At 66.0% G+C, this 203-nt stretch carries 1 protein-coding gene; it reads right to left on the reverse strand.

The features are described 5' to 3' along the window. The coding region (locus ACZYTD_RS17275; RefSeq protein WP_463893944.1) for a hypothetical protein at window positions 1-203 on the reverse strand (203 nt) is incomplete at both ends.

Consider the following 203-nt stretch of genomic DNA (forward strand, 5'->3'; position numbering starts at 1 on the left):
CCATGGGCACCCACCACCACCGCCCCCACCAAGTCCGCCATCGCAAACGCGGTCCCGTTCAGGGTCACGCTCTGCAGGTCATCCAGGCCATCCGCATCCCCTAAGCTAAAGCTGCCGTAGGCCAACGTGCTGCCATCGCCCGCCGCCGAGCCTTGTGGCAAGCCCGCTTCAAATACCTGGTCATTGCCCCCCTCGTTGCCCGG

Source organism: Pseudaeromonas sp. HNCC25DJ180 (assembly GCF_055413345.1).